Annotated in this window: 17 protein-coding genes; 9 read left to right on the top strand and 8 right to left on the bottom strand. The window is 39.2% G+C overall.

Annotation, left to right across the window (positions count from 1 at the left end; translation table 11 throughout):
* The first annotated feature begins 42 nt into the window (after window positions 1-42).
* The 6 genes from mtrB (at window position 43) to ACSAMO_RS11000 (ending at window position 4,800) form a co-directional block, all read left to right on the top strand.
* Complete coding sequence (gene mtrB, locus ACSAMO_RS10975; protein WP_022230418.1) at window positions 43-255, top strand: trp RNA-binding attenuation protein MtrB; 213 nt, start codon at window positions 43-45, stop codon at window positions 253-255.
* Between the two features lie 30 nt (window positions 256-285).
* Window positions 286-486 carry a hypothetical protein gene (locus ACSAMO_RS10980; protein ID WP_022230419.1) on the top strand — a complete coding sequence of 67 codons (201 nt, stop codon included), beginning with the start codon at window positions 286-288 and terminating at the stop codon, window positions 484-486.
* A gap of 25 nt (window positions 487-511) precedes the next feature.
* A complete protein-coding gene (gene pfkA / locus ACSAMO_RS10985) occupies window positions 512-1,489 on the top strand; it encodes a 6-phosphofructokinase (RefSeq protein WP_022230420.1) in 978 nt (325 codons plus the stop codon).
* A 116-nt stretch (window positions 1,490-1,605) separates the two neighbouring features.
* Window positions 1,606-3,360: a pyruvate kinase gene (gene pyk / locus ACSAMO_RS10990; RefSeq protein WP_308456395.1), complete on the top strand. Its 1,755-nt coding sequence runs from the start codon at window positions 1,606-1,608 to the stop codon at window positions 3,358-3,360.
* 57 nt (window positions 3,361-3,417) lie between these two features.
* Complete coding sequence (locus tag ACSAMO_RS10995; protein ID WP_337600024.1) at window positions 3,418-3,840, top strand: acyl-CoA thioesterase; 423 nt, start codon at window positions 3,418-3,420, stop codon at window positions 3,838-3,840.
* 3 nt (window positions 3,841-3,843) lie between these two features.
* Complete coding sequence (locus tag ACSAMO_RS11000) at window positions 3,844-4,800, top strand: NAD(P)-dependent oxidoreductase (RefSeq protein ID WP_499209306.1); 957 nt, start codon at window positions 3,844-3,846, stop codon at window positions 4,798-4,800.
* Window positions 4,801-5,055: 255 nt separating this feature from the next.
* Here ACSAMO_RS11000 and ACSAMO_RS11005 read toward each other — a convergent pair whose 3' ends face one another.
* The 8 genes from ACSAMO_RS11005 to ACSAMO_RS11040 all read right to left on the bottom strand — a co-directional run bounded on the left by ACSAMO_RS11005 (window position 5,056) and on the right by ACSAMO_RS11040 (window position 14,396).
* On the bottom strand, window positions 5,056-5,667 hold the full coding sequence (locus tag ACSAMO_RS11005) for a hypothetical protein (protein ID WP_499209307.1): 612 nt from the start codon (window positions 5,665-5,667) through the stop codon (window positions 5,056-5,058).
* An 18-nt stretch (window positions 5,668-5,685) separates the two neighbouring features.
* Complete coding sequence (locus ACSAMO_RS11010; protein ID WP_499209308.1) at window positions 5,686-6,375, bottom strand: hypothetical protein; 690 nt, start codon at window positions 6,373-6,375, stop codon at window positions 5,686-5,688.
* 15 nt (window positions 6,376-6,390) lie between these two features.
* A complete protein-coding gene (gene ispE, locus ACSAMO_RS11015; protein ID WP_499209309.1) occupies window positions 6,391-7,272 on the bottom strand; it encodes a 4-(cytidine 5'-diphospho)-2-C-methyl-D-erythritol kinase in 882 nt (293 codons plus the stop codon).
* 17 nt (window positions 7,273-7,289) lie between these two features.
* Entirely contained in the window at window positions 7,290-8,093 is an 804-nt protein-coding gene (locus tag ACSAMO_RS11020) for a TlyA family RNA methyltransferase (RefSeq protein WP_022230438.1), read from the bottom strand.
* A gap of 13 nt (window positions 8,094-8,106) precedes the next feature.
* On the bottom strand, window positions 8,107-9,942 hold the full coding sequence (gene dxs / locus ACSAMO_RS11025; protein WP_499209310.1) for a 1-deoxy-D-xylulose-5-phosphate synthase: 1,836 nt from the start codon (window positions 9,940-9,942) through the stop codon (window positions 8,107-8,109).
* A gap of 19 nt (window positions 9,943-9,961) precedes the next feature.
* Complete coding sequence (locus ACSAMO_RS11030) at window positions 9,962-10,546, bottom strand: hypothetical protein (RefSeq protein WP_022230440.1); 585 nt, start codon at window positions 10,544-10,546, stop codon at window positions 9,962-9,964.
* 816 nt (window positions 10,547-11,362) lie between these two features.
* Complete coding sequence (locus ACSAMO_RS11035) at window positions 11,363-13,255, bottom strand: copper amine oxidase N-terminal domain-containing protein (RefSeq protein ID WP_499209311.1); 1,893 nt, start codon at window positions 13,253-13,255, stop codon at window positions 11,363-11,365.
* A 19-nt stretch (window positions 13,256-13,274) separates the two neighbouring features.
* A complete protein-coding gene (locus ACSAMO_RS11040; protein ID WP_499209312.1) occupies window positions 13,275-14,396 on the bottom strand; it encodes a trypsin-like peptidase domain-containing protein in 1,122 nt (373 codons plus the stop codon).
* Window positions 14,397-14,611: 215 nt separating this feature from the next.
* Here ACSAMO_RS11040 and proB point away from each other — a divergent pair, with 215 nt between their 5' ends.
* The 3 genes from proB to ACSAMO_RS11055 are packed head-to-tail and all read left to right on the top strand — an operon-like array spanning window position 14,612 to window position 17,291.
* Window positions 14,612-15,427: a glutamate 5-kinase gene (proB, locus tag ACSAMO_RS11045; RefSeq protein WP_117965064.1), complete on the top strand. Its 816-nt coding sequence runs from the start codon at window positions 14,612-14,614 to the stop codon at window positions 15,425-15,427.
* Window positions 15,424-16,674 carry a glutamate-5-semialdehyde dehydrogenase gene (locus ACSAMO_RS11050; protein WP_499210101.1) on the top strand — a complete coding sequence of 417 codons (1,251 nt, stop codon included), beginning with the start codon at window positions 15,424-15,426 and terminating at the stop codon, window positions 16,672-16,674. The genes proB and ACSAMO_RS11050 overlap by 4 nt, the downstream gene beginning before the upstream one ends.
* Entirely contained in the window at window positions 16,671-17,291 is a 621-nt protein-coding gene (locus ACSAMO_RS11055) for an HAD family hydrolase (protein ID WP_147513547.1), read from the top strand. Before ACSAMO_RS11050 ends, ACSAMO_RS11055 begins: the two co-directional genes overlap by 4 nt.
* Window positions 17,292-17,338 lie beyond the last annotated feature (47 nt).

Here is a 17,338-nt window from a genome sequence, read left to right on the forward strand (position 1 = left end):
AGATGTAGTATTTTGCAAAATTACCGAAACGAGGTATTAATTATGGATGAGTATATTGTAGTAAAAGCACTTGAAAACGGTGTGAATATTATAGGGCTTACAAGCGGCAAGGATACAAAGTTTCATCATACGGAGAAACTTGATAAGGGAGAGGTATTTCTTGCTCAATTCACAGATGTTACAACAGCAATAAAGATTAACGGTGCTGCTGAGATATACACGAAACATGGTAAGCTAATGTCAGATGCGAGATAAGGTTTGCCTTATCGGCAGGAGGTTTATTTTATGTGGACAGTAATTTATGTATCGCAGTCAATCGAAACAGCAAAAAAGCTTATAGATGTACTTTTGACGAATAAAGTAATTTCCAAATTAAGACGCACAAATAACTGCAATGGAAATGAGAGTAGTTGTTACGAGGTACTTGTACCGAGTACGGAGCTGGAAACAGCACAGGATTTAATTTTTGAAAACGAACTGTTTTAAAAATTCGTGGGAGGATTGACAAATTATGGAGAACAAAAATGTAAGAACAATAGGTGTTTTAACCAGTGGTGGTGACGCACCGGGAATGAATGCGGCAATTCGTTCGGTTGTCAGAGTAGGTTCATATTACGGACTTAAAGTCTTTGGCGTAAGACGTGGATATAACGGTCTTATAAACGGTGAATTGGAAGAAATGAATGCAAGATCTGTTTCTGAAATTCTTCAAAGAGGCGGAACTATTCTTCAAACAGCGCGTTGTCTTGAATTTAAGGAAGAGGCAGGCGTAAAGAAAGCTGTTGAGATTGCAAAGGTATTCGGTCTTGACGGTCTTGTTGTCGTCGGCGGTGACGGTTCATTCAGAGGTGCAAGAGATTTATGTGCGGCAGGTCTTCCGACTATCGCACTTCCGGGTACAATCGACAATGACATCAGTTGCAGTGAGTATACAGTTGGTTACGACACTTGTCTTAACACTGTTAAAGACGCAGTCGATAAAATCAGAGATACAGCACAGAGCCACGAAAGATGTTCAATCATCGAAGTAATGGGCAGAGCGGCAGGTTATATTGCTATTCAGGCAGGTATCGCTTGCGGTGCTGAGGTTATTCTTGTTCCTGAAAGAAAGTGGAGTTTTGACGAAGACGTACTTCGTCCTATTCTTGAGAGTAAATCAAGAGGAAGAAAGCACTCTATTATTATCGTTGCCGAAGGTATCGGCGGTGTTATTGAAATGGCTAAAGAAATCGAAGAAAAGACAGGCATTGAATCAAGAGCTACTATTCTTGGTCATGTTCAAAGAGGCGGCAGTCCGACAGTTCGTGACAGAGTTGTGGCAAGTGAAATGGGTTGTAAGGCAGTTGAGCTTTTACTTGAAGGTAAGCAGAACAGAATCGTATGTATGCAACAACATGAAATTGTTGATGTTGATATTGAAGAAGGTCTTGCAATGAAGAAAGAATTGCCTCAGAATTTAGTTGATTTAGCAAAGAAGTTAACAGTATAATATATGAGGCGGACATTTTTGTCCGCCTTTTGTTAGATAAGGGTAAAAAACAAACGGTTACGTTTGATATAAAAGAGAATGGGGTATAACACTTATTAAAGGAGTAGAATAGATTTATGAGAAGAACAAAAATTATTTGTACAATGGGTCCGGCGACCGACAACGAAGATGTGCTTAGGGATTTGATGCTTAACGGTATGGACGTTGCGCGTCTTAATTTTTCACACGGAAGTCATGAAGAAGCATTAGAAAGAATCAACAGAATTAAAAAGGTCAGAGATGAACTTAATATTCCTGTTGCAATTTTGCTTGACACAAAAGGCCCCGAAGTTCGTATAAAGGACTTTAAGGAAGGCAAGGTTGAACTTAAAGAAGGTCAAAAGTTCACTTTGTGCACAGATGACGTTGTGGGTGACGAAAATCAAGTTTCTATCACTTATGCAAATCTTCCGAATGACGTTAAGGTGGGAAGTAAAATTCTTATTGACGACGGTCTTATTGAGATGGAAGTTATCAGCGTAAAGAATAGCAAAATTCTTTGTAAGGTTAAAAACGGAGGAGTTGTTTCAAATAAAAAAGGTGTTAACGTCCCAAATGTCGCACTTTCAATGCCTTATATGAGCCAAAAAGATATTGACGATATTCTTTTCGGTATCGAACAGGACGTTGATTTTATTGCGGCGTCATTCGTAAGAACTGCCGATGATATAAGAGAAATTAAAACTCTTTTGAGAGATAACGGCGGAAGAGATATAAGAATAATCGCAAAGATTGAAAATGCCGAGGGCGTTGATAATATTGATGATATTATTCGTGAAACTCACGGTATAATGGTTGCGAGAGGTGATATGGGCGTTGAAATTGATATGCATGACTTGCCTGTGCTTCAAAAGAGCCTTATCAAGAAAACATACAGAGCAGGTAAGGTTGTTATTACGGCAACACAAATGCTTGATTCAATGATAAGAAACCCAAGACCGACAAGAGCGGAGGCAACTGACGTTGCAAATGCAATTTATGACGGTACAAGTGCGATTATGCTTTCGGGTGAAACGGCTATCGGAAAATATCCGGTTGAAACGGTCAAGACAATGGCAACAATCGCGGAAAGAACGGAAAATGATATTGACTATGTAAAACGTCTTGACAGAATGAATTTCGATTCGCGTATGGACGTTACAAACGCTATCAGCCATGCTACTTGTACAACGGCACATGATTTGCACGCGGCGGCTATAATTGCGTTGACATATTCGGGCGGTACTGCAATGCAGCTTTCAAAGTTCAGACCTACTTGTCCGATTATTGCACCGACATTGAGTGTAAAAGCAAGACGTCAGCTTAATCTTTCGTGGGGCGTTATCCCGATTATGAGTGAAACAAGAAAGAATACCGACGAACTTTTTGACCATGCGGTTGAATGTGCTCAAAAGACAGGTCTTATCAAAGACGGCGACCTTGTTGTTATAACAGGAGGTGCACCTATGGGCGTTGCGGGTACGACTAATATTATGAAAGTTCACCTTGTCGGTCATATACTTGTAAGCGGCCGCGGACTTGATTCGATTAATGCAACGGCTAATGTATGTGTTGCTACAAGCTATGAAGAACTTAAAAAGAGTTTCTGTGACGGCGATATTGTTGTAACAAACAACGTCACAAAGAATATGATACCTATTTTGAAAAAATCAGCAGGTATTATTTCTGAAGAAGTGGGCGAGGCGAATAATGCAAGCGTGCTTGCAGTTGCACTTGATATTCCTGTAATTGTTGCGGCGGCAGGTGCCACAAAAGTACTAAAGAGCGGCACGACCATTACTATGGACGCAAAACGCGGACTTGTTTATTCGGGAATGGAAGAGATAAACTGAGCTTGCCAGCAAAATGTCGACAGCTCCAAATAATATACATCGGAAAGGAAAAGAAAAATGGCATTTGTAAGTGAAACGCATTTGACAGTAAGATACGCAGAAACCGATATGATGGGAATTGTCCATCATTCGAGATATTATCCTTGGTTTGAAGTTGCGAGAACGGATTTTATCAAAAAAATCGGTATGAGCTATACCGAAATGGAGAAAATGGGGATAATGTTACCGCTTACCGAAACAGCTGCAAAGTATTATTACGGTTTAAAATATGAGGACGAAGTGCTTGTAACTTGTAAAATGACAAAGCTTACCGTTGCAAGATGTGAATTCACTTACGAAGTCTATAAACTTCCGGAAAAGAAGCTTATGACTGTCGGAAAGACCGGTCACGGATTTGTAAACCGTGAATTTGTACCGATAAATCTTAAAAAGCTATATCCTGAAATATGGAACAAAATGCACGACCTTTTGGAGGATTAAAATATGAAAATAGTAATCCTTGACGCAAAGACGCTTGGTGACGATATTGAATTTTCTGTGTTTAATAAGTTGGGTGATGTGAGCGTATATCAAACAACGTCATCTCTGCAGCTTAAAGACAGAATAAAGGACGCCGATATTATAATCGTAAACAAAATCAGACTTAACAAAGATAATTTGACCGACGCAAAAAAATTGAAATTGATATGCGTTACGGCAACAGGTTATGATAATATTGATATAAATTATTGTTGGCACAAGGGAATAGGTGTGTGCAACGTAAAAGGCTATTCAACCGATTCCGTTGCACAGATTACCGTTTCTATGGCATTGTCATTGGCAAGTCATTTGAATGAATTTAATAACTATGTCAAAAGCGGAAAGTATATGATAAGCGGTGTGCAAAACCACTTGAAACCGTATTTTAATGAGCTTAAAGGTAAGACTTGGGGTGTAATCGGACTTGGTAATATCGGTCAGAGAACGGCTGATATTGCTTATGCACTCGGTATGAAAATCGTGTCAAATTCACGCAGATACCATGAGGGTTATGAGTGGCTTGAACTTGATGAATTGTGTAAAGTTGCGGATATTATATCCGTTCATGTACCGCTTACAAGTCAAACTAAAGGTATGATAGACGAAAAACGCATTTCATTAATGAAAGACGGTGTTATATTTATTAATGTTTCACGCGGTGCTGTGGCAGATGAAAACGCACTTGTTACGGCGGTTGAAAACGGCAAAATAGGCGGACTGGGTGTTGATGTGTATTCGGTTGAGCCGATTACGAATGACAGCCCGTACAATCGGATTTTAGACCGCAGTAATGTTATATTAACTCCGCATATGGCATGGGGTGCGTATGAAGCGAGAGTCAGATGTATGAATGAGATTGTTAAGAATATAGAAACGTTTATGATGGGCGGTAAACGCAACAGAGTAGATATTGATATATAAACAAAAGTGTCTACACACCGGCAGAGGTCGAGAAATTAGTTCGGATTTTGTGAAAATGAACTCGTCGGCGTACGATGGTACGTTAGAGTTTATTTTCGCAAAAAGTGCACAGGCAAGCCGTATATCGAAGATAGGCTTGCCTGTTATTTGTTATAGCTATAAATTAAATTGTAAAATATAAAAAATAATATTTTGCACGTTCCGGACAATTTGTCGACAGTCTGCGGGGACACTAAATTTTAGTGTCCCTTCTTGCTAATTTGATTTAATTTCAGTTAATTTAATATCATCAGTCGCTTTGATTTTTTCTTTTTCGGAAAGTGTAAAGGAATACGAATTATTATAAGCAACAGCCAAATCTTCGCTTACACGAGCTTTACCGTTTGATGAATAAATTACAAGAGTTCCCGTACCTGTGGCGATGTATCGTCCGGCAGGGATTTCTGACGGGCAAGTATAGCTTTGGTCTTTCTTTAATGTATATGTTTTGCCTGTCTTTTCAGTTGTTTGTAATGACGAGTTTTGATTTTGCAGTTCCTCAATTTGTGAGTCGAGTTCAGATGACTTTTGATTTAATTCGGTAATGTCATTTTTTAATTTGTCGTTCTTTTTCTTTGCCTCCATAAAGTAATTGTTTACGGTGGTTTTTGTACTCAATTCCGAATTTAGGTCATTTATCTGACTTTCCAAATCATTTTTTGTATCGGTAAGTGATGATGTATTTTCTTCAAGTGCAGATATTTGAGTTTTCAGTTTTTCTGTTGCAAGAGAATTTGTGTCAAAATAGTTGCCGAGTGAAAAACAAACCACACCGATTATAATCGTGAAAAACGAAAGTATTATAACATATAATTTTTTTTGCGTCATAATCGTCATATCCTTTCATTATTTTATCGGAATAAATTGAGCCTTGCCCTTGATTTTTATTGTTTCATCATCGTTTAATACGTAATCTTTTCCGTCAGCGGTTAAATTCGAGTTTACTCTTGCTTTTCCTGATGACGAAATCGCAATACTTCCCGAACCCATAATTGTATATTTACCCGCTTTTATATTTTCACCTACTGTATAAGTGCCTGATGTCAAAGTCAAGGTTGATTGAGAAGTCGATGATACCCGGTTATTCAAGGAATCGAGTGTGCTTTGCTTTGTATTGACTGAATTTTGCAATTCCTCTTTTTCCTTTTCGAGTTTATCATTTTCGTCATTTATTTTTTCAAGACCGTTTTGCGACGTTGTAAATTCTTCATAGTTTTTTTTCTTATCGGCTAAATCCGAATTAAGAGTATTTATTTCATCGGAAAGCGATGAATAATTGTTTTGTGCCGTAATATATTCCGAATTTGTATTTTGTAATTTTTCAAGTCGTTTTGTTATTTTGTTATCGTTTTTCGGTATAAAAAAGCCGACAAAAAATACTCCCAAAACAATCACAATACATATTGCCGATGATATTTTTATAAACAGCGGTGATAAATCCTTTGCGAGATTATCCCAATATGCAAACTTGATTTTTTTGTTGTTTGTCGGTTGTTCGTCAATGATTACTTCTATAATATCCTTGTCTTTCTCCAAAAATAATCACCTCGTTTAATTTAAAACTTGCGTAAGAAATACGTCCTTAAACTGATAAGCAAAACTGTCGGCGGATTTTTTCGCCTTTTCAAAATTATCAAAAATGCCGAAAACAGTCGGACCTGAACCGCTCATAACGGCATTAACGGCACCGTTCATCATCATTTTGGTTTTGATACCGCCGACAATCGGATACATTTTAGCGGTCACGTTTTCCATAACATTGCAAAGCCTGTCTGCAACGCCGTAAAGGTCGTTATTATTTAAAGAGTCAATCATTCCGTCTGTGTCGGGACGAATTTCGATAGGTGCGTTGTCGATTTGTTCGTAAATAAGCGCCGTAGATACGTTGATAGGCGGTTTTACAAGTAAGATGTACGCATTCGGCATAGGAGAGAGCGGTTTTAAAATTTCACCGATACCCTCCGCAAGCTGTGTACCGCCGTCAAAACAGTACGGCACATCTGCACCGAGTGACGCACCGATATGCATAAGCTCATCATTAGAAAGAGGATTGCCGTGGAGCATATTCATTGCGGTAAGAACCGCCGCACAATTACCGCTGCCGCCGGCAAGCCCTGCGGCTACGGGTATATTTTTGTGAATTACAATCTTTGCACCGCCGCGAATACATGTCGCTTTGAAAAATGCGTCTGCCGCTTTATAGGCGATGTTTTTTTCATTGCAAGGCAAATACGGCAAATTTGTTGAAATAGAAATACCTTTGTGCGTTTTATCGACTAAAATAAGGTCAAATAGCGATACTGTCTGCATAATCATTTTAATGTCGTGATAACCGTTTTCACGTTTTGAAAGTACGTCAAGTGTAAGATTTATTTTTGCATATGAACGTGTTATCGCACGTCTGCCTGTTAAAACTGTATTTTCGGCAAGCATTTCTGTTCATTCCTTTCTTAAAGCAGATTGTGTGATTTATCTACTATTTCTTGTATTTTTTCATCTGTGATGTTATCCTCACATTCGGCTTTCTTCAAATATGCAAGATATTCAATGTTGCCCTCCGGACCTTTGATAGGTGAGAATGAAAGACCTGCAACGTGCAAATCAATACTTCGTGCGAAGTCAAGAATTTTCTTTATAACTTCATAGTGTACCTTTATGTCTTTTACAACACCTTTTTTACCGACCTGTTCACGTCCCGCCTCGAATTGTGGCTTTATAAGTGCGACAATTTCGCCGTTATCGGCAAGAAGTGTTTTTGCAACGGGAAGTACAAGTTTAAGCGAAATAAATGACACGTCAACAGACGCAAAATCAATTTCTTCGCCAATGTCCTCAGGTGTCACATAGCGGATATTGGTACGCTCCATATTTACGACTCTTTCGTCCTGACGTAATTTCCACGCGAACTGACCGTAGCCGACGTCAACGGCGAATACCTTAACAGCACCGTTTTGGAGCATACAATCGGTGAAACCGCCGGTTGACGCACCTATGTCCATTGTGGTTTTACCCTCAAGGGTAATCGGAAATTCCTGCATAGCTTTTTCAAGTTTTAATCCGCCGCGGCTTACATATTTTAAAGTTTCGCCGCGAATTTCCGCAACGGTTGTATCTTCGTCAACCATCTGTCCGGCTTTGTCGCATTTTTGGTTTTTTACATACACTTGTCCTGCCATAATTAGAGCCTTCGCTCTTTCACGGCTTTGTACCTGTCCGTTTTTGACAAGAAGTGCGTCAAGTCTTATTTTTCCCATAGTTCTTATCCTTTTAATCTATTTTTGATGCAATCGTCTTTGCATCAAGTCCGTATAATTTATCAAGTTCATCTATTGAGCCGTGCGTAATCGGTTGGTCGGGGAAAGCAAATATTTTAAATTTGCAGTCGATATGGTTTTCTTCAAGCAATGTGCCTATCATACTTCCCATACCGCCGATTTTTACGTTGTCCTCAATGGTTATAACGCTGCCTGTCTTTTTTGCCGACTCGATTATGCTCTTTGTATCAAGCGGTTTTATTGTAGGCATAGCTAAAATTTCAACGGATTTCGTTGTAAGTTTTGCAACTTCTTCGGCACGTTTAACCATTCTGCCTGTTGCGATAATTGTAACATCCGAGCCGTTTTGTATGCACTGTGCTTGTCCCAAAGTGAAAGCGGAAGGCACGTTTTCAGCCTCTGTTCCGCCGCGTGGGTAACGTATTGCAATCGGTGCATTGAATTTATTGATTGCAAAATCAAGCATATATTCAAGCTGATCGAGCGTGGCAGGTGAAAGAATTGTCATATTCGGCATATGTGATAAGTACGAAATATCGTATACACCCTGGTGTGTTTCACCGTCTGCACCGACTATACCGGCACGGTCGATAGGGAATACAACGTGAAGTTTTTGCAGACAGACGTCGTGCAAAGTTTGGTCGTATGCACGTTGCAAGAATGATGAATACAACGGTATAACAGGAGTGTATCCGACCGTTGCCAGTCCTGCTGAAAGCGTAACACCGTGCTGTTCGGCAATACCGACATCAAAAAATCTGTCTTTATATTGCTCTTGAAATTCGTCAAGTCCTGTGCCGTTAGGCATTGCGCCTGTGATTGCAACTATTTTCTTGTTGTTTTTCGCTAATCTGACAAGCGTATTGCCAAATCTTGCACTGTATGTTTCACTGCCTTTTTTCGTTTCACCCGTAGCTTTGTCAAAAGGTGATATGCCGTGGAATTTTTGCGGATTGTTTTCCGCCGGGGCATAACCTTTGCCCTTTTTCGTGTGGACGTGTATAAAGACAGGTCGTTTTTCTTCTTTTGCGTATTCAAGACATTGTATAATTTCTGTTAGATTGTGACCGTCAACAGGTCCCATATATATAAATCCCATATCGTCAAAAATCGTTGTAGGGATTACAAGCCTGCGGAAGAAACGTTTTATTTGCTTTAATATATTTGCGGTAGGTTTGCCTATTGTAGGCATTTTTTTTAAAAAATTTTCAACCGCGTGTTTTGAGCGAAAATAAAAAGGCGACATTCTGAGTGAACGCAAGTGTTTTGACACCGCACCGACATTTTTTGAAATAGACATTGCGTTGTCGTTCAAAATAAGTATAAGCGGTGTTTTTGAATGACCTGCGTCATTCATAGCCTCGTACATCATACCGCCCGTAAGAGCACCGTCACCGAATACTGAAATTACATTGTAATTGTCACCGGCAAGGTCACGCCCTCTGGCAATACCGAGTGCGGCTGAAATTGAAGTTGAACTGTGACCGGTATTAAATACGTCACAATCACTTTCACTTGTTTTCGGAAATCCCGACATTCCGCCGAACTGACGGAGCGACTTGAACCCGTCTTTTCTGCCGGTAAGAATTTTATGCACATAAGACTGATGACCTACGTCAAAGACAATCTTATCTTCAGGCACATTAAAAACAGTGTGAATAGCAACGGTCAATTCAACAATCCCCAAGTTTGAGGCGAGATGACCGCCGGTTTCCGATACACTGTCAATCAGAAACTCACGAATTTCACTGCAAAGAGTTTTCAATTCGTCTTTATTTAATTTTTTCAAATCATCGGGTGATTCGATTTTATTTAAAATTTTCTCCATCACCAATGCCCCATTAATGTTATTTGCAACGTTTAAAAACACTCATTATTTTTCCAACCGTAAAAACGATTGAGTTACCGTTATTCATAGAGATTCCCTTGGACATAGCTTTACCGCCGATAGTAAGAGAACTGACAATACCTGTAAGTATAAGACTCGGCAATATACCGCTCAGGTTAAATTTTGCGACAAGTTCCGAAACAATAAGAGTTGTCGTTGCACCGGAAATAATTCCGGCAATATCGCCGATTACGTCACAGCATAAGTTTGCAAGCTGAGGTGCGTGACGTATTACGGAAATACTTTCTCTTGCACCTTTGACTTTGCGTGCCGCAAGGGAATGAAAAGGCTTTTCTTCCGCAGACTGAACAGCCGTACCAATCATATCGAATAAAATATTTATTGCAATGATAGCGAACAAAACTATAAATGCAAAAAATAAATTGAGCGATTGCATTGCAACCGATGTTATAAGACTGAATACCAATGACAACACGAACGAAAGGAAGATTACGAAAATCGTCCATTTGTGTGAAGTCGAAACATTTGAATCAGGTTTTGGTACTTTAAATTTTTTTCGCCTGTGAGAGTCAGATTTATCCAAGTTTTTAAATCCCCTTTTCTATAATAATAAATCGGCAAAATGCCGATCAAGAATTTCAATATTTAAAATAGGGTAATGAACAGAGTAAAGTTTGCGGCATAGGTCCGGTTGGCTTTCCCATAAATCTGCTTAATCGTCGCCGAAAAAGCGGTTTCCCATTAAAGACTTATACTATTTTGTAGTTACCGGATTGCCACTGAGTCCGCACTGCAATCCCCTGTTCATTCAATTACGACAGCCTAGAAGTTTTCCCAAACAGCCTGAGCTTTCCGTATCCTCTTTTGCAAATATGGTTTCAAGACGCATTGCCTTTTTGCCACTGGCCGAGCGGCGAAAAAGTTTTGGGCGTCTATCCGCCATATCCACTCAAGGCTGGCTACGCTGCCCACAGCATTCATACCACGTCCCTTGTGAGGGCGTGAATTACTAACCGCAAAACAGGTTTTCCCCTATGCCGTAACGACTTGCTCCCTTAGGAGGTATGGGCCGCCACAGTCATAGGCCTCCACGGAAAAGGGGGTAAGGTTACCATGCCGTTGGAAACCGCCCCTAAACCTTAACTCCCAGCATCAGCCCCGAACTGGGCGTTCAAAGCAAAACACCAGAAACTTCATCGATGTGCCATTTGGCGGATTTTTAGGCCCGCTTTCCGAAGAGCCGTACTGACTAGGATACTGCACCACTATTAATTGTAATTTAATATAACATATTTTTTGTGAAAAGTCAACAAACCTAAAAAAAAATTTACAATTTATATATATTTATTTTTAAAAAATATATAAATAAAAGTTCGGATAAAAAAATTAATTACGTATTTTATTTGCTTTGAAGTGAGCTGACAATGTCTTCAAAATCATTTGTTTCGGCAGAACCGTAGAATACTTCGTCTTGTATAAGCGTGAATATATGAGCCGTTCCGTTATCGCAAGTTATATATACTGTTCCGTATGTTTTAGAATCGGACTTGCTTTTTGTCGTGAATGTAAAATAAGCATAACGTTTACCGTTTATTGAAGTGTATTCAATCTTTTTGTATATTTCGTTTCCCTCGTCTTGAGTTAAATGCTTTGAGTATGCATTTGCAACTGAAGAAAGGTTAGTTTGTTTGAACTCGGAATTGTTTTGGTAAGAATAAATAATTCCCGAAGTTGTGTATGTGTTTATATAAGAAATACCTTGATTTGACTTTGCAAACGGTTTCCATGATGCAGGGACGGAGAACTGATAATTGTCGACTTTTACCGTAGTTAAAGTATCTTCAGGGTCGTTTCTTATCAATTTACCGATTTTTGAAGAATCAAGTTCTTCTGCTTTTATACTGTTTAAAATTGTGTTAAGTTCCATTTCGTCATAATCTAAATTAGTCGTTACGGCAAAATTGTATACATAATCACCTTTTTCAAAGAAAGTATCAACCGTGTATAAATCGGAATTTGTTGAACCCGAAATGGTTTGAGTGTACTTGTATGAATTAGTATCTGTTTCTGATACAGGGGTAAGAGTAGAATATTTTGTACTTGCATATTTTTCTCTTATAGCGTGGTCATGTGTGGCAAGCGAATAAGCAGTCGTGTCGCCTGTTTTTGAATAAATGCTCAATGAGATATGCGCTTTTGATTCATTTTCAGGATCAAAGAATGTGAATTCATTTTCGGGATTATCTTCGTCCATTTGGTAATCGGCAGGTACATAGAAACTTACTTTATATGTATCGTCAGTGATTTCACGGTATTGTCTTGTACCTTCTGTTTTTACCGTAGAAAGATCATAAGTTTCATTATCTATTTTACCGATTTTAAATGAATCCACTAAAGAAAGTATCATATCTTTTGTTGATGTATCGTCATTAATTTTTATAAGTGACGAAACTAAATATTTGTAGTTCTTTGCATAGTATTCGTGTAAATCAACAATTTCCTCTTTATTTTTTGCTTGAAAGTGCATATGCTGTATTCCGTTTGATTCAGGTAACTTTTCTGCATTAACAAGTGTGAGTGAAGATAGAGAATCTTTTATAAATGAATATTCTTCGTCAAAATCAACAGTATCTTCTGTTATAGGACAAACATCTATATATATCGAACTTTCGTCATCGGCGACAAATTTTGTTGTCATTGCGTCAAGAGTTCTGTCAGCCATTTTCATTTGAGTAGGAGTGTCAATGCTCCATAAATAATAGCTGTCACCTGTTTTTGTCATATCGGTGATACCTGTAACGGTAGAAGAATTGTCCATATTTTCTTTTGTTACGAGTATTGCTTGAGTGTCGTTGTCATAACCTACTGTTGCACCGAATGTTTCGGAAATAAATCTTAGCGGAACCATTGTAACGCCGTTTTCGGAAAGTGCAGGTGATTCAAGAAGTGTTTCTGTATGGTCGTTTACAGTTGCAACGATATTGCCGATTTGAAGTTCAATATTTACGGCAGGGTATGTAAGAGTTATTTTTTGAGTATCGCCGTCCCAGTCAACTTTTGCACCAAAAGCCTCTGTTATTACTCTTAACGGTACCAATGTAGTGTTGTTTTCTGTTACATACGGTGTTTCAACTTCTGTTTCAATGCCGTTTATTTTCAGAATACTGTCACCCACGTTGAATGCGATTTCTACTTTGTCATTTGTGTTTTCGTCATTTTCAGCAAGAGCAAAAGGTGCTGCTGAAAGAGCTGTTGTTGCGGCAAGAATTGCAGCGATTAGTTTTTTGTTCATTTTAATACCCCCAATTTTATTATTTTAGATTAGGAACGATGTCCGTTGAAATTTGTTCACCGTTCCTTGTATAAATTACGTTGATACTTCCCGAAGAATATGTATCACGCAATGCTTTATTAAAGTCCACAATGCTGTGTACTTCAACGCCGTTGATAGAGTTTATAACGTCACCGTTTGAAAGTGAACTTGACGAAGATGTTTTTACGGTGACGCCTTTCTTTGTCGGCAGACCGATTCGCGCCTCCCATGAATTTTCAAGTGTAACGCCTAAATCCGGTCTTATGACTTTTCCGCTTTGCTCAAATTGATTAAGTACATAATTAATCGTGTCAAGCGGGATTGAAAAGTTAATTCCCTCAATTCCGACACCTGCATATTTTGAAGAATTAATACCTATAAGCTGACCTTTCATATTAAGAAGCGGTCCGCCGGAATTACCTGCATTGATAGCGGCGTCAGTTTGAATTAACGGATAATATGCACTCGGAGTGCTGACGTTAAGTCCGCTTACGATACCTTTTGATGCACTGTTTCGCATTGAAAGCGAAAGGGGAGTACCGATTGCAACAACGGACTGCCCTGCGAAGATACTGTCCGATTGCGCGAATGATATTGGTTTTAAACCAAGACGGCCAACCTTTACCAAAGCTAAGTCGGAATCTTTGTCGATTGCCTGAACTTGTCCGGCATAGCTTTCGCCGTCGGAGAAAACGACTGTTATGTTGTCAATATCGCTTACAACGTGTGCGTTTGTAAGGATAATACCGCCTGATTTGATAACTACACCTGTACCGTGAGCGGTAAGTTCGTTGTAATTTGAAACAGTCCCTGTCATATATTCGGGTTTGTAATTTCCTACTATTGCAACGACACTTGAACTTGCGTTTTCAATCACTTGAGCAGTGACTGTATCTTCATCGGAATCAATGTAAACACTTCTTGTATTTCCATCCCAGTTTACATTTGAACCGAGAGCCTCACTGACCGCTCTAAGTGGTATATACGTCGAATCATTCATAATGAAAGCACCTGTGTTTAAGGCATTTCCGTTTACGAATATGTTTATGTTGTCGGACGCATATGCGGTTGAAGAAATCGCTAACATCAGCGCAGTTGCCGCAATTATTTGTTTTTTCATCATTACCTCCCACAATGTTGTATAATATATAATAAAATTCACATTATTGTTATATGATACAATGAAAATTTTGTAAAGATATATTTATATAGTATCATAGAGAGTAAAAAAATGCAAGTAAAATTTTGAAGAATAAGGTAAGATAAAAATGACTTTACAAACAACCCATAAAGCGATATAATAGAAATAACTATATGCTTTATAGGAGGATGGCAATGAACGATATATTAAAGGACGTGTCTATGGCGCATAGGATTGTTGTCAAAGTCGGAACGTCTACGCTTACATATGAACACGGAACAATGAATTTAAAACTTATAGACAGACTGTCTATGGTGCTTTCTGATTTAAGAAATCAAGGCAAGGAGATAATTCTTGTTTCATCTGGTGCGCAGGGAATTGCACTCGGTAAACTCGGTTTGGCTGAAAAGCCGAAAGATACAAAGGGCAAACAAGCCATTGCGGCAGTCGGACAGTGCGAACTGATGTATCTTTACGACAAAATGTTTTCGGGTTACAACAACACCGTTGCACAGGTGCTTTTAACGCGTGAGGATATTGCAATTCCGCGCAGAAAGAGAAATATTCAAAATACTGTTACAACGCTTATTGAAATGGGGATAATTCCTGTTGTAAACGAAAATGATACGGTAAGTTATGACGAAATCGAAATCGGCGACAATGATAATTTATCGGCAGTCGTTGCCGACCTTGTTGACGCGGATTTACTTGTACTTTTCTCCGATATTGACGGCTTGTACGACGATGACCCACACAAGAATAAAAACGCAAAATTACTTCCTACAGTATACGATATTGACGAAGTGAGAGATGTTGCAGGCGGTGCGGGAACAAGCAGAGGTACGGGCGGTATGGTGACAAAGCTTGAGGCTGCCGAAAGAGCGACAAATGCCGGTATTCATATGATAATCGCAAACGGAAACAATGTTGATTCACTTTACGATATACTTGACGGAAAGCCTGTTGGAACATTGTTTGTGTCGAAGAATTTCGATAAGGAGGAAGAATAATGAGCGAGCTTTTGGAAAAATGCACTCTTGCAAAAGATGCAGGATATAAAATGGTTTCAGTAAGTACGGTTACAAAGGACAATGCACTTGAGGCTATTGCAAATGCACTTGTAGAACGTGCCGATGAAATTATTGCGGCAAACAACATTGACATAGAAAACGCAAAGAAAAACGGAACACGTCAAGCTATGATTGACAGACTTACTCTTACAAAAGAACGCATTGACGGAATTGCGGAGGGAGTAAGACAGGTCAAAGCACTTGCCGACCCAATCGGTGAAGTAATAAAAATGTGGAAAAGACCAAACGGATTGACTATCGGTCAAAAACGTGTGCCTATGGGCGTTATTGCAATAATTTACGAGGCAAGACCGAATGTAACGGTTGACGCGGCGGTACTTTGCCTTAAAACTTCAAACGCTTGCATTTTAAGAGGCGGAAGTGAAGCAATCAATTCAAACAAAGCTGTTATGAAAATTATGCAGGACGCGGCATACGGTGTCGGAATACCTGAGGGGACACTAAATATAATAGAAGATACTTCGCGTGAAACAGCAACTCAGCTTATGAAAATGAACGGATATGTAGATTTGTTAATCCCGCGCGGCGGTAAGGGACTTATTCGTTCGGTTGTTGAAAATGCGACAGTTCCCGTTGTTGAAACGGCGGCAGGCAACTGCCACGTTTTCGTTGATGCGGACGCGGATATTGATATGGCGGTTAAAATTGTGCTTAATGCGAAAGTACAACGTCCGTCTGTGTGCAATGCCGCCGAAACTTTGCTTATAGACAAAAAAATAGCGGATAAATTTATTCCTGTTATGTTCAAGGCACTGAAAGAAAAGAATGTTGAAATCAGAGCCGACCAAAATTCAAAAGCAATATTTGCAGATGTAAATGACGTGACAGACGAGGATTATTATACTGAATATAATGATTATATTATGGCGGTAAAAGTCGTTGACGGAATTGATGAGGCGATTGAGCATATTAATAAGTACAACACAAAACATTCTGAGGCGATTGTTACAAACAATTACGAACATTCGCAAAAGTTCTTGAATGAGGTTGATGCGGCGGCGGTTTATGTTAATGCGTCAACAAGATTTACGGACGGTTTTGAGTTCGGATTTGGTGCTGAAATAGGCATAAGTACACAAAAAATGCACGCAAGAGGTCCAATGGGACTTGAGGCATTGACTTCTATTAAATATATAATTTACGGTGACGGTCAGATAAGAGAATGATAGAGTGGATATTTTTCGATGTCGGTTCAACGCTTGTTGACGAAAGCAAGGCGTGGGAAAAACGCGTCAGCGATACGGTAAAAGGGAGCAACATAAGCGTAAGCGAGTTTTATAAATTAATGGACGACTGTGCTTTGAAAAATTTAATTCCGTATGATGACGCTGTTATTATATCGGGATTGAATAGGGCAGAATGGCACAGTGAGCTTGAAATGCCTTATGAATATTCTGAAAATGTTTTGTCACAACTGTATGGTAAGTACAAAATCGGAGTTATAGCCAATCAGCCGTTGGGGACACAAAAACGCCTTGAAAAGTACGGCTTGGCAAAGTATATCAGCCTTGTCATATCCTCTGCGGAGGAGGGTGTATCAAAACCCGATATAAGACTTTTTCAAAAAGCACTTGAGAAAGCCGACTGTAAAGGTGAAAATGCTGTGATGGTCGGTGACAGGGTGGATAATGACGTTGCACCGGCTAAAAAGTTGGGTATGAAAACCGTATGCGTAAAACAGGGTATTCACAAGTTAAACACACCTAAAAATGAATTTGAAGTGCCGGATTATACTGTGGATACAATAGAAGAATTATTAAACATATTAAAAGAGGGACACTAAACTGAAATTTAGTGTCCCTCTTTGACGATGGAAGAAAAAACTGTTAA

Source organism: Ructibacterium sp. SJQ-7 (assembly GCF_054696575.1).

What these genes read in the sequence shown, in the direction of transcription:
- mtrB (WP_022230418.1), top strand. Translation starts at nt 43, where the DNA reads ATGGATGAGTATATTGTAGTAAAAGCACTTGAAAACGGTGTGAATATT.
- ACSAMO_RS10980 (WP_022230419.1), top strand. Translation starts at nt 286, where the DNA reads ATGTGGACAGTAATTTATGTATCGCAGTCAATCGAAACAGCAAAAAAG.
- pfkA (WP_022230420.1), top strand. Translation starts at nt 512, where the DNA reads ATGGAGAACAAAAATGTAAGAACAATAGGTGTTTTAACCAGTGGTGGT.
- pyk (WP_308456395.1), top strand. Translation starts at nt 1,606, where the DNA reads ATGAGAAGAACAAAAATTATTTGTACAATGGGTCCGGCGACCGACAAC.
- ACSAMO_RS10995 (WP_337600024.1), top strand. Translation starts at nt 3,418, where the DNA reads ATGGCATTTGTAAGTGAAACGCATTTGACAGTAAGATACGCAGAAACC.
- ACSAMO_RS11000 (WP_499209306.1), top strand. Translation starts at nt 3,844, where the DNA reads ATGAAAATAGTAATCCTTGACGCAAAGACGCTTGGTGACGATATTGAA.
- ACSAMO_RS11005 (WP_499209307.1), bottom strand. Translation starts at nt 5,667, where the DNA reads ATGACGCAAAAAAAATTATATGTTATAATACTTTCGTTTTTCACGATT.
- ispE (WP_499209309.1), bottom strand. Translation starts at nt 7,272, where the DNA reads ATGCTTGCCGAAAATACAGTTTTAACAGGCAGACGTGCGATAACACGT.
- ACSAMO_RS11020 (WP_022230438.1), bottom strand. Translation starts at nt 8,093, where the DNA reads ATGGGAAAAATAAGACTTGACGCACTTCTTGTCAAAAACGGACAGGTA.
- dxs (WP_499209310.1), bottom strand. Translation starts at nt 9,942, where the DNA reads ATGGAGAAAATTTTAAATAAAATCGAATCACCCGATGATTTGAAAAAA.
- ACSAMO_RS11035 (WP_499209311.1), bottom strand. Translation starts at nt 13,255, where the DNA reads ATGAACAAAAAACTAATCGCTGCAATTCTTGCCGCAACAACAGCTCTT.
- ACSAMO_RS11040 (WP_499209312.1), bottom strand. Translation starts at nt 14,396, where the DNA reads ATGAAAAAACAAATAATTGCGGCAACTGCGCTGATGTTAGCGATTTCT.
- proB (WP_117965064.1), top strand. Translation starts at nt 14,612, where the DNA reads ATGAACGATATATTAAAGGACGTGTCTATGGCGCATAGGATTGTTGTC.
- ACSAMO_RS11055 (WP_147513547.1), top strand. Translation starts at nt 16,671, where the DNA reads ATGATAGAGTGGATATTTTTCGATGTCGGTTCAACGCTTGTTGACGAA.